The organism is Mesorhizobium sp. WSM4830 (genome assembly GCF_055811495.1).
The window spans coordinates 1-12,410 of record NZ_JBVVQI010000028.1 but is presented as its reverse complement, the minus strand read 5'-3'; the positions used below and the strand labels follow the sequence as shown (position 1 = coordinate 12,410).

Sequence of the window (12,410 nt, the reverse complement as noted above, 5' to 3'; positions counted from 1 at the left end):
CGTTGGCGATCGGATGAGCTCTCACCATTCGTTCTCCAGAAACTCTTCCAGCAACCCTGCATCGGCGGCCAGATTGATGAAGGACCATCGGCCGCGGATTTCTCGCGAATAGCGAATGGCATCGTGCCAAAGCGCACGCGGCAGGCCTAGTTCCGCGCCGGTGACCGGACCTCCCGCAGCCTTGAGTGCTGCCTCCATGCGGGCGACCGGCATTGCCATCGGCCGAACCTCCTGGCGCAGCGCAGGCCAGATTTCCGCAAGCCTGCGGTTGAACACTTCCGTCTGGTTGGCGTCGAGTGCCGTCTTCTTCATCTCGGCAATGCACAGTGATCCAAGCTGCGCGCCATAGCGGGCCAGCATTGCCGCCTCGTCGATGACGGTCGGCTTTGCCTGCGGCGGTTCATCCATGTCGAGCAGCCGCGCTTGCAGACGCGCCATGACCAGCGAGGCAACCCCGACCTGCTGGCCGTGCGTGGTGCCGGGATGATGGTCTTGCGCGAACATGTCGATCCAATGGGAAATCTGGTGCTCTCCCATGGACCCGGGATGGGAAACGCCGGCAAAGCACACACCCATCGAGCACAGCGTCAAAACGCGCTGGAGATGCCCGACGGCGGTGATGTCATGCCTGGCAAGGCCAGGCGCGTGGGCCAGCATCGGCTCCTCGTCGCCCGCCTGTAGCAGGTAAGGCACCTCGGAATAGTAGGTGTCGAACAGCCGATATGAAGCCCACCAGTCGATCTGGGCGGTGGACCGGCAGAGGCTGTCGCCAAGCCCGGCGGCGCTGAGCCAGGAGGGTGCTGCGGCCGAAACACCAAGGTCCAGGAAGATGCCCCGCGGAGCGTGCGAGGGCAGCGAGATCTTGAGCCCGGAGGCCAAGGTCACCGACGCTGTCGAGGCGCCATAGCCGTTCATCGAGGCTGCCGTGCCGAAGACGGCATAGGGCCGCTCGTCGAGAAAGGTTGCGTGCTTGCAACTGTCGTTGAGGACGCCGGACCCAACGGCCACGACCCCTTCGGCGTGACGCGTCTTCTCCCTGACCATCTGGATCGTTGCCTCATCGCAGTCGAGGCCGTCAGGCAGCACGATTTCGTCGATGTCGGCGATGGCACGCAGCGCCCTCGCGACGCGTTGGCCCATCACATCGACGGTGTTGATATCCGATACAACAGCGATGCGGCTGCCTAGCGCCAGGGGCGCAACAAGATCCGACTCGCGGCCCTCCGTCGTCTCCAGCAGTTCGATCGTCTGGAACGGCAGGACCGCGGCCGCGCCGGTCTTGGGATCTGTCCAGCGTCCCGCGACAACGTCCTCGATCAACGCGTTCCAGTTGGTCGTTTCAGCCATGATCGGCCTCCATGAAGGCTGCGAGGCGCTGGTTCCAGGCTGAAAGCGTTGGCCAAAGATCGGCATGGATCGCAAGAAGCTCGGCGTAGAGCGCGGCACGTTTGGTGTCGGGTTCGAAGGTTTTGGCCGGCTCGCTGGCCATTGCGAGCGCCGCTTCGGCGATGGTGGAAAACCAGCCCACGCCCTTTGCCGCCGACATCGCCGCGCCAAGCGAGGAGGCTTCGACGGTCGTCGAACGTTTTATAGGACGATCGAGCGCATCCGCCAGAATTTGCATCCACAGGTCGGACTTCGCTCCTCCGCCGATCGCTATGAACTGGTCGATGGTCTGGGCGGCAGCCGCAGCGGCCCGCTGACTTGTCGCGGCCTGATGCAGCGCTATGCCTTCCAGCACGGCGCGATAGATATCGCCGCGGCGGCTCGAGCCCGAAAGCCCAGCAACAACACCACGGGCCGTACTATCCCAGTGCGGATCCATGACGCCCTGCCAGTAGGGCAGGAGCATTATGCCGCCTGCGCCGATCGGGCTGGCAGCGGCCTCGGCCTCGAGCGTCTCCAGGGCATCATTTGCGCCATGCAGATCGGCGCCGAGCATTTCGCGCGCCATCCAGTCGACAAGAAAAGTGCCGGCGCGAAGGCACGTCTCGTAAATATAGCCGTCATCGGCGACCGCCGTCTCGGTGCGGAAGGCCAGGTCGTGGACGTAGTCCGTGCCGAAGCTGCCGGAGACGACCGCCGTGCCGAGGTTGATGTAAGCGCATCGCGGCTGTAACACACCCGCGCCCGTGCCGGCGCATTGACCATCGCCGCCGCCGGCGACGATCGGCGTGCCCTCGCGCAGGCTCGTCGAAATGGCCGCTTCCGAAGTCAGTTGGCCCAGAACGGTGCCGGGCCGCGCGAGGTCCGGCATCATGCGCCGGGCGACGCCTGCCGCGTCCAGTATGTCGTTCGACCAGTCCATAGCGCGCATATCGAGTATGCCCATCGGGTCGGCGGATGCGGTGGACGTCACCCATCGGCCGCTCAAGCGAAACACCAGATAGCCGTGGACTTCGGCCATCCGCTCCACGCGGGCAAAAATCTCGGGCTCTTCCTCGCGAAACCAGATCATGCGGTAAAGGCAAGGAATGACGTCCAGCGGCTTGCCGGATATTGCGTGGACGCGTGCCGCGCCGAAACTCTCGCCGAAGCGCCGTGCTTTCCCCCGGGCGCGCTCATCGAGCCAGAGCGTTGCGGGCCCGACTGCCTGGCCCTGCTCATCGAAAAGGCCGAAGCTCTCGCGTTGGTTGGCAATCGCAAGGGCGGCAATGCGTGCCGGCGAAACTGTTGCCGCGACAGCACGAAGCGCCGTGACCGTCGAGGCCCACCATTCGGCCGGATCCTGCTCGAAATAGCCCGAACGCGGGTTGGACAGCGCAAGCGGTGCACGACCTTCAGCCACGGCCAGACCATTGCGGTCCCAGGCGATCGCCTTGGTAGCCGAGGTCGAGGAATCAATGCCGATGACGAGATCCGGAACCATTGCCGCCACATTGCCAAACGGCGAGGGCGGCCGAAGCCGCCTTCGCCCAAATCACCGATTAGCCGCTAAAGACCGGCATCCTTGACTTTGCCGTCGACAATCCCGGCTATGGCATCCAGGCATGCCTTCGCGTCGCCGCCATAGTCTTGGCCCGTAAGCAATTTGCCGAGCTCAACCGGGATGTCGTTGTTCGACAGATCCGCCCAAATCGGCATGTCCGGCTCCGATCCCATCTGATTGTCGATAGTGTATTTGATCGCGTCGAAATGACGTGTCGTTCCGGGGCCGACAACGGCCTTCGCCTTGACCCGAGGGTCTGTAAAAGAGGAATTACGCATCGGCGAGGCGCCGCCGCCGAGCGTCGATACCCGCGCCATCACATCCTTCGAGCAGACCCACTGCATGAACAGCCATGCTGCTTCCTTGTTCTTGGAATATTGCGACAGCGAAATCGTCGAGCCGCCCTGGTGACCAACGGCCGGGATTTCGTTGAAGCCGCAATCGGCGGCGGCGCGACGACCAGGAACTTCCTTGGGCGCGGGCAGGGCCTCGAACAGGCCTTTGACCTTGGAATCATTGGCGTCGAAGCCGGGGAAATCTTCGCCCCAGGTGATTGCCATCGCGGCCTGACCCTGTGTCAGCGCCTGTCCCTGGCCGTCCCAGGTCCAAGTCGTCGCCGACGGCGGCGAGTTCTTGACCAGCTCCTGATAGAATTTGAGCCCGGCCACGCCGCGCTCGTCATTGCCGACAAACTTCTTGTCTTTGTTGAAGATGGAACCGCCATGGCCCCACAATGCGAAGGTCCAGTCGCATTCCAGCGAATAGTGGCCTGACTTCGCCTGGCATGCTGTGCCGAAGATGCCGTTGCTTTTTTCTGCCTCTGTGAGCGCCTGCACGGCCTTGAGGTAGGCGTCGAGGTCTGTCGGCAGCGCAATGTTGTGTTTGTCGAAAAGATCCTTGCGGTACATCAGGATGAAGATCGGAATATCGAATGGAATTCCGCACTGTTTACCGTTGTACATGGCGATGCCGTCGACCAGCGGCTTGGAGAAATCGTCCCAGTCGAAGTTGGGCATCGCCAGTTCTTTGTTCTGGTCATAATACTCGCGCGGATCGACGACATCCTGGGCAAATGTCGCCATCCAGGACTGGTCGAGATAGTAGACGTCGTACGTACCAAGCTGGCCCTGTACGTCTTGCGTCGCCTTGGCGAGAACCTGCTCCAGCGGCACGATCTCGACTTCCACCTCAATGCCGGTTGCTTTTGTGAATTCACCCGCGACAAGCTGGTTGGCCACGATCGTTGGCGGCGTCGCTTCCGAAGTATAACGGATTTTGGTGCCGGCATATGGCTTGCCGACGTCGGCCAGCCACTTCAGCATATCGGCGTCCTGGGCGCGGGCTTCCTCAACCCCGAGCCCCAGCACCCCCCGATTGGTACGGCCGCCTCCTAGCATGGCCGACCCGAAGGCAGAAAAGCCGACACCAGCAAGCGCCATCTTCCTCATGAAGTCGCGTTTGGTTATTCGGCGCGCCGTAAAATCGTTGCAGGTATCGGCGACGAATGTCTTCTTGTCGTGTTCACTGAAGCTCATGATCGTTCCTCCATTGCGTTTTTGTCGTCGTTCTTCTCGTCTGCGCCTCACTCCTTCAGGGATCCGAGGGTGAGGCCGCGGACCAGATGCCGTTGAACCAGCAGGATAAAGATGAAGCTGGGTATGATGGCTGACGTGCCGAGCGCTGTGATGTAGCCCCACTCGGTCGCGGTCGAGGTGACAAAAGTCGAGATCTTCACCGGCACAGTGCGGATCGACGTTGTCAGGAACAGCGAGAGCAGGAACTCGGTCCACGAAAAGATGAAACACAGCACGGCCGTCGCAGCGATGCCGCCCTTGACCATGGGAAGGACCACGCGCCGGAACGTCTGCCAGCGCGTCGCGCCGTCAATCAGCGCCGCCTCATCAACCTCGCGCGGAACATCGTCGAAGAACGACTTCAAAAGCAAAACCGCCAGCGGCAGGTTGATCAAACTGTGAACGAGGATGAGCCCCGTATAGGTATCGCGCAAGCCGAGATCGCGGAACATGAAAACGATCGGAATGACGATCGCGATTGGCGGCATGAAGCGCTGCGAGAGAATCCAGAACAGGAACGACTGCTGGCCGCTGAACTGCATTCGCGACAGGCAATAGGCCGCCAGCGTGGCCAGCAGCAGCGTCAGCGCCGTCGATCCGACGGCTATGGTGGCGCTGTCGAGCAATGACTGGCGAGAATCGTAGGAGCTGGCGCCACCCTTGATGACCCCGGCCGCCTCGCCGCCCTGTTCCATGCCGATGTCGACGCGGGAGACGCCAAGCAACGTCACGCGGTAATTGTCCGGCGTCGGTGTGAAACCGACGTAGACCGGTCCGCTGCGGTCGAAGATCGCCGAATACGGTTTGATGGACGACAGCGCCCACCACGCGATCGGGAACATGAAGATCGCCACCACCAGGACGGCGAGCACGTCACGAGCGATGGTTTGGGCGCGCGACGACTCCATCAGAACCTCACCTTGAACAGCCTGACGAACAGGTTCGATACGATGATCAAGACGACGAGGACGATCAGCGACAGGGTTGCGGCATAGGGGAAGTCTCCGGTGAAGTAGATACGGCCAGCGTAGAACGAAAGCGTCTCGGTGGCCGTGCCTGGCCCGCCGGCGGTGATGATGTAGACGTAGTCGTAGATGCGAAAGAGATCGACGCCGCGGATCAGCACCGCGACCGCTATCACCTTGCGCAGCATCGGCAATGTGAGCCGCCAGAACGTCTGGATGCCGTTAGCACCGTCGATCGCGGCTGCCTCGAAAGGTTCCTTCGGCAGCGCCCTGAGCCCTGCCAGGATGATGAGCACCATGAATGGCGTCCATTGCCATATGTCTGCCAGCAGGATCGCCGCCAGCGCGGTTCCGGGCTGCGTCAGGATCGGCTGTGCCGGCGAGATCAGGTCGAGGGCATAGAGGTAGAACGACAGGACGCCGAAGGAGCCGTCCTGCATCAGCAGGAACATCATTCCGGTCACCGCAGGCGGCACGACCAGCGGCAGTGTCATCAGCGCCCGCAGCACACCGTAACCTTTGCGATCGGTGTCAAGCAGAAGGGCAATGAGGATGCCGAGCGCAAGCTGAACCGCAAGCGCGACGAAGGTGTAGATCAGCGTGGTTTCCAGCGAATGCCACATGCGCGCATCCGAGAAGGCGCGCGTCCATTGGTGGAGCCCGGCGAAGTCAAGCTGCCGGGAGACGACATTGCGTTTGTGAAACGACAGCCAGACCGAATAGGCGAGGGGATAGATGCCGAAAACGAGAAGCATCACCGTGATCGGCGCGAGCCAGGGGAAAGGATGCTCGGCCGTCATGAATCGGGGTAGCGCCCACCTGGAGGTCGGCCGCGTGAGGGTTGCGCTGGTCACGCGCAAATCTCCGCTCGGTCACAGAGACGCATCGGCCTTCTCCCTATCGGCCAGATTGTGCCAACTTGAACTTTTGTAAGTTTGTTGTGCCTTTTGTTAAGAGGGTGTCGGACGTCCGCCGATTTGTCAAGTGTCGGCTCCGTCAGCGCTCAAGGGATTTGCTCGCGATCCCACGGAATGCCGTCATGGCCGGGTATGGAGTTGTTTTTAGAGGGAACACCGTCGGCAAATGCCGTGTGCCAGCATCCAAAACGCTCAGGGCCGCCGCCAATTTTGGCAGCTCAAGAAGCTACGCAACGCATCGAGGAGATCGGGAGGACCGTCCGGGGGCTTTGGAGGAGCTCGCCTTAATCCGGGAATCGGATTTGAAGCTTTACGTCCGCCGGCCGAGCTTCGACCGCGCGATCAAATGCGGTGATGGAGTCTTCGAAGGCGAAGGTCGCCGAAATGAGTGGTTTTAGGTCGACCCGGCCCGACCCCATCAGCGCGATTGCCCGCTCATATTGGTGGGCATATCGGAACACAGTCTCGATGCGGACTTCCTTGGTCGAGGCGGTGGCAATGTCGAGGGTCACAGGCGCCACCGGCAGGCCGACCACCACCACCGCGCCACCGGGCCGGGGCAGATCGAGCAGGGTCTCCCATGCCTTGGACGAGCCCGAGCATTCAAAGACAACGTCGGCACCCCAGCCATCAGTCAGGCCCTTTACCTCCGCCGCCAGGCTCTTGTCGCGGATGTTGACCGGGATCACGCCTTGATAGCCACCGGCGATGTCGAGCTTGGGTTGGGCGAGATCTGCGACAATGGCGCGGGCGCAGCCGCCGGCGAGCGCAGCGATCGCCACCATCGTGCCGATCGGTCCGGCGCCAATCACCACCGCCGTGTCGCCTGGCGCGATCTTTGCTTTGGCAGCCGCCTGCATGCCGACGGCGAAAGGCTCCACCATGGCGCCTTCGACAAAGCTGACATTGTCGGGCAGTTTGAAAGTGTAGTTGGCGGGGTGGACGACATAGGGCGTCAGCACGCCGTGGATCGGCGGCGTTGCCCAGAACCTGACCGCCGGATCGATGTTGTAGAGGCCGAGCCGGCTCGCCCGCGAATTGGGATCGGGGACACCCGGCTCCATGCAGACGCGGTCGCCGACCTTCAGATGCTCGACGCCTTCGCCTGTTTCGACGACGGTACCGGCGGCTTCGTGGCCCAAAACCATCGGCGCTTCGACCACGAACGGGCCGATGCGGCCATGCGTGTAGTAGTGCACGTCGGAGCCGCAGATGCCCACCGTATGGATTTTGATGCGAACTTCGCCCGGCCCCACGGTCTGCGGCAGATCGATCTCACGCAGCTTGAGTTCGTGCTGGCGTTCAAGAACAAGGGCGCGCACGTTCGTCATCGACGTAGTCTCCTCTAAAGCCGATTGTTGGAGGTCTCATCGACCTTGAGCATCGGCACGCTCATCATAGCCGCTTATCCGCGGCTTCAAAATCCCGTTCGGAAAAGGGTGTTGCCTCATCCGACTATGCGTACCAGCTTCCAGGGCCAAGGGGCTTTGAAGGCCACCATGCCGCTGCCAAATTAGCGTTTGGATCATCCAGGGTGCTCTGAGATAGCCAGTGATGGGTTGGGGCAACAGAATAGGAAGCCAGTGTTTAGAGGGGCGGCGTGCACGTTCGGTGCACACAAAATTCGCCCATTTTTTCGGTTCTGTTTTGGCAAAGCGGCGCAACAGGGGACGCGTGACGCGATGTTTCATTGTCACCCGGCTTTGGCCACCCCAGCGACAGAGCACATGACGGGGTGCCGAAGCACGACGAAAGGGGGTCTTTTACTGGTATGCGACATGCTTCTGAGGGTTTCGGCATAGCACAGGGTGGCCGAACCCGTCGCGGTCCGACGGCGAACGCTCCGCGTTAGGCGATGTAGGTGCTGTGTCGATCATGGCTCCGCCAGTTGCTGGATTGTGTGCATCGGTAGGACCAGCCGGAGGGAGTCCGGCAGCCGCACGAAGCCGTTTCCCTCATTGAAGGCAGCGGCGCGCTCGCTGGTGGCATCCACTACCAGCTTCGAGGAACCGACTGTGGCCGCGCTCGCATAGGCGCGCCGCACGACGTCGGCGAGAAGCATCGCACCTCGGCGTTCGCCCTGCCGGGCTTCCGAGACCGCCAGCCGTCCGACCAACGTGGCGCTGACCAGCGGATAACGCGGGATGTGCTTGCGCGCTGCGGCCGGCATGTCGCCCTGTGCAACGCCGGTTGCGCAAAGCGTATAATAGCCCAGCACGATATTCGGTTTGTCAGGCTCCACTAGTATGAAGACCCCATTCGCCTTGCGCCGCACGTCCTGGCTTGCCTGCGTCCGAAGATAACGGTCGAGGCTGGCCGACGCCGCAGGCAAAGCCATCCCGGTTGTGATGCGACGCGAGCGCCACGATCTTCAAATCTCGCCGAGACGCCGCCACGTTCAGGAAGCGACCCGGCGCTTGTGCTCGGCCAAGGCGCGGACCAGCCGTTCACTCGGCTCTGGCGGATTGCTCAGCGCGTCGAAGAATGCGGCGCGGTCGCGATCGGACAGCACCAACGTCTCATGCTCGGCGATCGTCCGACGCGCGGCGTCAGTAAGCGCAGTGATGCAGAAGTCGCTGACTTTGCGTCGTGACAGATGCGCTGCCCGCTCGATAAGATCTTTAGTCTCTTCATCCAGCCGGAATCCGAGGCGTTCGACGCGGTTGGGCGTCTCTCGTTCGATCGGGGGCTGTTTGCGCGGCATTGGGATCACTCCTGTTCATCTACATGTCGCAACGATGTGCGCCACATAGACTAACAAATGAACATCCACTTTCTGCTCCCGATGGGGATGCGAGAGTGCATCGGCAAAATGCAAGTAAACATCAACCACCGTTTCAGCGATGCCGCGCTCGGCCGGCGGAATGTGCCTCGTCTCGCCTCCCAGGCCAAGTTGCTGGCGTAAGGACGATTGCAGACTTTCGCGGCTGAGGTATCCCCTTCAATCGCGGATGTCTTGAAGACCTCTTCGCTGATAAGGTCGATGCGGATCTGGTCGCGACCGTCGGTACCGATATGACGAAAGACGCCCAGGAACTCCCCCGATCGCAACAGGAACTCGCTTTCCAGCGGTTCCAATAGCTTCTGATCATAAGTAAAATGCGGCCAGTCTGGCCTGCGCCCAATTCCATACCGTGAGCTATAGAGCACCTTTCTATAACTCATGATGCCTCCATAACTCATGATGCCGCGAAGGTGAGCTATAGCACCCCAGCTATGCCTCAGAGTCCGGTCGGATACGTCAACAAACTGGCAACGTGGTTCGAGTTGTAGACCGCCATACAGCAAGATCCACTGTCGAGGAGGCGTTCTTTTGCTATCGTCGGCAAGCGGCCCGACAACAATCGAGCGCCAGGAACTCGAAATTTCGAATTGGAGCGCCTGTTTTTCGGCGATACATACCGGTACTGCAATGCCGTTCTCAGTGGTGGCTCGCAGCGGCCGTCGGCAAGCTCACCATCTTCAATTTCGGCATACGAGAAATGACGTTGGCCGGGTGCGATCGCGTTCTACGATGTCGCCTGCTGCCGCGATGGATGTCGCATTTCGGTGGCTCCTTGAAAGTTGGCTCAACCATGTTATGTTGGACGAAATTGTTAAATGTTAGACATTGGAGGCTGCGTCATGGCGAAGGCAGCGAGGAAGAAACACACGGCTGGTACCGCGGAACGGCAAGGCAGATCTGCCATTCAGAAGCGCGCCGGTATGGCCGGTATGACCGAAATGACGACGAAGGCTGGCGAGCCATTTCCGAAGACTGGTCGGGCAACAAAGACCGGCAAGTCTGTCGCGGTGAGCAGAACCCGTTTTGAAGCTGTCATGAAGGCGGCGAAACATTCTGGCCTGCTGGGTGAGAAGAGCACGCGGATCGGTGGTCGTATCAGTCCGGCGCTGATCGAAAAAGCCAAGAGGCAGACCGGGATTAAGACTGACACCGACTTGATCGAATTCGCCCTCGCCAATGTCGCACTCGACGACAATTTCGGACAGACCTTCAGAAAGACGAGAGGCACCGTCGATCCGACGCTTAAGCTCGGGTTCTGAGTTGACTGACTTCGATTTTGCCAGTTCTGTCCGCTGGGCGCGTTTCGATCCTCAGGAACAGCTGTCTCGGCGCAAGGACGACGACCTTCCGTTCCTCGGTGATACTGCCGAGGCGGGGCAAGAGCTGATGCTCGATACCTGTGTCTACATTGATGGTTTGCAGGGCCATGCTCCGGATGTTGTCGCCGATCTGCTCGATCTCAGACTGAGTAATCATTCGACGGTTGCCATCCAGGAACTCATGCACACCGTGGGCGTGCTAGACCCCAAGCATCCAGGTACAAAGAGTGCAATCAAACAGATTGGCGCTACCGTTCGCGGCATGCACCCGCATCGTGTCTTCGCACCGGATCCGGACGTGCTTGGAAAAGCTGCGCTGCTGTCAGGCATCATGTGCCGCCTTCAGGGCTACCAGAAAGATGCTCGCCTCCGCGCGCTTCAGGATTGTGTCTTGTTCCTGCAGGCGCAGAAGCTAGGGTTCACGGTGCTCACTGCGAACATCAGCGACTTCGATTATCTTCTTCAGCTAATTCCAACCGGACGCGCGCTGTTTTACCGGCAAGCCTGATCGTCACTCCCAGGATACCATCATTGTCGCTGAGAATGCCGGTCAGCGTGGCCGCGCTGAAAATGCCCCCAAGAATAACCGTCCGCCTATTTGGGAGCATTATCCGCGTCGTTTTGGAACCCCTTTCCCCAGTCGTCAGCCGATACGCGTGAAATGAAAAGCTGTTCGAGCTGCCAGAAGGCAAAGATCGACATCTGCCGGTGATCGCATGGCGAAGCTGCGCGGCCATTCATTCCGGGCATGCCCATGCCGCCGCCCATCATGCCATCGGCGCCCTTCAGCTTGTCGCCGCCCGTCATGCCGCCCTGCAGCACGATCTCCTGGCGCGCGGCGTGTGCGAGGTCCGGCGCGGGCATCGGATTGGGCGGCAGGGCAAGGGAGGCTCTCGAGGATGTGCCCTGAACGGCGCCTTGTCATAGGCAAATTGGTCAGCGTATAGGCAGGCCGGCAACCGGACGCAGCGCACTTCAAACTGAAATCCCGGCCTGTGTATTATTGCTGACCCTTCGCAAGCGTTTGGGCTTGAAGCGGCAACGCTTACGCTCTGCCACGCGGACGTGGCCAAGTAGCCTCACTCGCTCATGGCATGAAGCACGTCGTGCTTGATGATCTCGATGCTGCGCAGATTGAGCAGGCGGATGACGCCTTTGTCCTTCAGCCGGGTGAAAACCCGCGACACGGTCTCGATGGTGAGGCCGAGATAGTCGCCGATATCCATGCGCGACATCGGCAGTTCGACCTGCCGCAAGCCGCCCTGCCGCTCCCCCATGTCGACCAGGAACGCGGCGACGCGTTCGATGGCATTCTGGCGGCCGAGGACCAAGAGATGCTCCTGCGCTCTCGTCAGGCCCTTGAGAGCCAGCGGCAGCAACTGGCGGGAGAGATCCGCACCAGTGGCAAAGCGGAAGACGCGGACACTGGTGGCATTGATGGCTTCGGCGAAGAAATGATGGGTGGTGTCGGCTTCGAAACCGAACGTCTCTCCGGCCAGATGGAAAGCGCTTATCTGCCTGCGACCGTCGGCAAGCAGGCGGTAAACACGCACGGCGCCAAACTCCACCTGATAGAACGCTCCTGCCTTTTCACCTTGCGCATAGATTTCCGAACCGGAGGGAAAGAAGCTAACCGGCTGTAGCGGTGTCGGATCGAACGCCGTAGGCAGGCGCGACTGTACGGGGTGCGTCGGCAGTGAAATTCTGGAGCTCGATTGGGCGTGCATGGCTGTTTCCCGGTTGATCCGTAACACAGCAATCGCGCGAATCCGCAGGTCGCGAAATTCGGTTATGTCCCTACGGGAAACTACGTAGCACTTGAGAGGCGATGCCGCGGTGGGGAAGGCGGTCGTGTCCCCACAGGTGGTGTAGCTCGGCGGTAGCGAAGCCGTTCGCGAGCGCGCCCTTGATAGCGCTGTAG

Annotated in this window: 13 protein-coding genes; 2 read left to right on the top strand and 11 right to left on the bottom strand. The window is 61.0% G+C overall.

What is annotated here, in order from left to right; genetic code table 11:
* Positions 1 to 21 precede the first annotated feature (21 nt).
* From AC0L2Y_RS27260 to AC0L2Y_RS27220, 9 genes are all read right to left on the bottom strand, one after another.
* Complete coding sequence (locus AC0L2Y_RS27260; RefSeq protein WP_473560741.1) at positions 22 to 1,347, bottom strand: iron-containing alcohol dehydrogenase; 1,326 nt, start codon at positions 1,345 to 1,347, stop codon at positions 22 to 24.
* Positions 1,340 to 2,869 carry a xylulokinase gene (locus AC0L2Y_RS27255; RefSeq protein ID WP_473560739.1) on the bottom strand — a complete coding sequence of 510 codons (1,530 nt, stop codon included), beginning with the start codon at positions 2,867 to 2,869 and terminating at the stop codon, positions 1,340 to 1,342. Before AC0L2Y_RS27255 ends, AC0L2Y_RS27260 begins: the two co-directional genes overlap by 8 nt.
* A 65-nt stretch (positions 2,870 to 2,934) precedes the next feature.
* Positions 2,935 to 4,464, bottom strand: coding sequence for an ABC transporter substrate-binding protein (locus AC0L2Y_RS27250; RefSeq protein ID WP_473560829.1), 1,530 nt, complete (start codon positions 4,462 to 4,464; stop codon positions 2,935 to 2,937).
* Positions 4,465 to 4,511: 47 nt separating this feature from the next.
* Entirely contained in the window at positions 4,512 to 5,411 is a 900-nt protein-coding gene (locus AC0L2Y_RS27245) for a carbohydrate ABC transporter permease (protein WP_473560737.1), read from the bottom strand.
* Entirely contained in the window at positions 5,411 to 6,322 is a 912-nt protein-coding gene (locus AC0L2Y_RS27240) for a carbohydrate ABC transporter permease (RefSeq protein ID WP_473560736.1), read from the bottom strand. The genes AC0L2Y_RS27245 and AC0L2Y_RS27240 overlap by 1 nt, the downstream gene beginning before the upstream one ends.
* Positions 6,323 to 6,669: 347 nt before the next feature.
* Positions 6,670 to 7,716 carry an NAD(P)-dependent alcohol dehydrogenase gene (locus AC0L2Y_RS27235; RefSeq protein ID WP_473560734.1) on the bottom strand — a complete coding sequence of 349 codons (1,047 nt, stop codon included), beginning with the start codon at positions 7,714 to 7,716 and terminating at the stop codon, positions 6,670 to 6,672.
* A 542-nt stretch (positions 7,717 to 8,258) separates the two neighbouring features.
* Positions 8,259 to 8,723: a GNAT family N-acetyltransferase gene (locus AC0L2Y_RS27230; RefSeq protein WP_473560732.1), complete on the bottom strand. Its 465-nt coding sequence runs from the start codon at positions 8,721 to 8,723 to the stop codon at positions 8,259 to 8,261.
* Positions 8,724 to 8,783: 60 nt separating this feature from the next.
* Positions 8,784 to 9,089 carry a type II toxin-antitoxin system TacA family antitoxin gene (locus AC0L2Y_RS27225; RefSeq protein WP_473560731.1) on the bottom strand — a complete coding sequence of 102 codons (306 nt, stop codon included), beginning with the start codon at positions 9,087 to 9,089 and terminating at the stop codon, positions 8,784 to 8,786.
* A gap of 50 nt (positions 9,090 to 9,139) precedes the next feature.
* Positions 9,140 to 9,550 (bottom strand): DUF4172 domain-containing protein, encoded by a 411-nt coding sequence (locus tag AC0L2Y_RS27220; protein ID WP_473560729.1) that lies wholly within the window; start codon positions 9,548 to 9,550, stop codon positions 9,140 to 9,142.
* A 459-nt stretch (positions 9,551 to 10,009) separates the two neighbouring features.
* Between AC0L2Y_RS27220 and AC0L2Y_RS27215 the strand changes: the two genes are divergently transcribed.
* On the top strand, positions 10,010 to 10,429 hold the full coding sequence (locus AC0L2Y_RS27215) for a hypothetical protein (RefSeq protein WP_473560727.1): 420 nt from the start codon (positions 10,010 to 10,012) through the stop codon (positions 10,427 to 10,429).
* A 1-nt stretch (position 10,430) separates the two neighbouring features.
* Positions 10,431 to 10,997, top strand: a complete 567-nt coding sequence (locus tag AC0L2Y_RS27210; protein ID WP_473560725.1) for a type II toxin-antitoxin system VapC family toxin — start codon at positions 10,431 to 10,433, stop codon at positions 10,995 to 10,997.
* A gap of 86 nt (positions 10,998 to 11,083) precedes the next feature.
* Here AC0L2Y_RS27210 and AC0L2Y_RS27205 read toward each other — a convergent pair whose 3' ends face one another.
* Positions 11,084 to 11,353 (bottom strand): hypothetical protein, encoded by a 270-nt coding sequence (locus AC0L2Y_RS27205; RefSeq protein ID WP_473560723.1) that lies wholly within the window; start codon positions 11,351 to 11,353, stop codon positions 11,084 to 11,086.
* A 215-nt stretch (positions 11,354 to 11,568) separates the two neighbouring features.
* Entirely contained in the window at positions 11,569 to 12,216 is a 648-nt protein-coding gene (locus tag AC0L2Y_RS27200; protein WP_473560721.1) for a helix-turn-helix domain-containing protein, read from the bottom strand.
* Between the last annotated feature and the right edge of the window lie 194 nt (positions 12,217 to 12,410).

What these genes read in the sequence shown, in the direction of transcription:
- AC0L2Y_RS27225 (WP_473560731.1), bottom strand. Translation starts at nt 9,089, where the DNA reads ATGCCGCGCAAACAGCCCCCGATCGAACGAGAGACGCCCAACCGCGTC.
- AC0L2Y_RS27215 (WP_473560727.1), top strand. Translation starts at nt 10,010, where the DNA reads ATGGCGAAGGCAGCGAGGAAGAAACACACGGCTGGTACCGCGGAACGG.
- AC0L2Y_RS27235 (WP_473560734.1), bottom strand. Translation starts at nt 7,716, where the DNA reads ATGACGAACGTGCGCGCCCTTGTTCTTGAACGCCAGCACGAACTCAAG.
- AC0L2Y_RS27260 (WP_473560741.1), bottom strand. Translation starts at nt 1,347, where the DNA reads ATGGCTGAAACGACCAACTGGAACGCGTTGATCGAGGACGTTGTCGCG.
- AC0L2Y_RS27245 (WP_473560737.1), bottom strand. Translation starts at nt 5,411, where the DNA reads ATGGAGTCGTCGCGCGCCCAAACCATCGCTCGTGACGTGCTCGCCGTC.
- AC0L2Y_RS27205 (WP_473560723.1), bottom strand. Translation starts at nt 11,353, where the DNA reads ATGCCCGCGCCGGACCTCGCACACGCCGCGCGCCAGGAGATCGTGCTG.
- AC0L2Y_RS27200 (WP_473560721.1), bottom strand. Translation starts at nt 12,216, where the DNA reads ATGCACGCCCAATCGAGCTCCAGAATTTCACTGCCGACGCACCCCGTA.
- AC0L2Y_RS27255 (WP_473560739.1), bottom strand. Translation starts at nt 2,869, where the DNA reads ATGGTTCCGGATCTCGTCATCGGCATTGATTCCTCGACCTCGGCTACC.
- AC0L2Y_RS27220 (WP_473560729.1), bottom strand. Translation starts at nt 9,550, where the DNA reads ATGAGTTATAGAAAGGTGCTCTATAGCTCACGGTATGGAATTGGGCGC.
- AC0L2Y_RS27250 (WP_473560829.1), bottom strand. Translation starts at nt 4,464, where the DNA reads ATGAGCTTCAGTGAACACGACAAGAAGACATTCGTCGCCGATACCTGC.
- AC0L2Y_RS27230 (WP_473560732.1), bottom strand. Translation starts at nt 8,723, where the DNA reads ATGGCTTTGCCTGCGGCGTCGGCCAGCCTCGACCGTTATCTTCGGACG.